General features: G+C 44.8%; 1 tRNA gene. It reads left to right on the top strand.

From position 1 onward, the window contains the following. Nucleotides 1-67 precede the first annotated feature (67 nt). Nucleotides 68-144 (top strand) — tRNA-OTHER (locus H2650_RS15765). Nucleotides 145-203: the final 59 nt, after the last annotated feature.

Below are 203 nucleotides of genomic sequence, written 5' to 3'. Positions count from 1 at the left end.
AAATAAAACATTTTTTAAAGTTTTCCTTGTTTTTACCTAAACTCGACGTATTTTGCATCCGACACATCGCGGGATAGAACATTAGGCAGCTCATCGGGATCATATCCGCCACAGCGGACACAGGTTCGAGTCCTGTTCCCGCTACTAAGGTAGCCTTATTGAGATTACAAAACGCACATCCCGGGATAGAGCAGTAGCCAGCA

It is taken from the genome of Flavobacterium sp. GP15, assembly GCF_014281985.1.
In the GTDB taxonomy this organism is placed as follows: Bacteria; Bacteroidota; Bacteroidia; order Flavobacteriales; family Flavobacteriaceae; genus Flavobacterium; species Flavobacterium pygoscelis.
The sequence above is the reverse complement of the archived record's forward strand: the minus strand, read 5'-3'. Positions and strand labels throughout refer to the sequence as shown.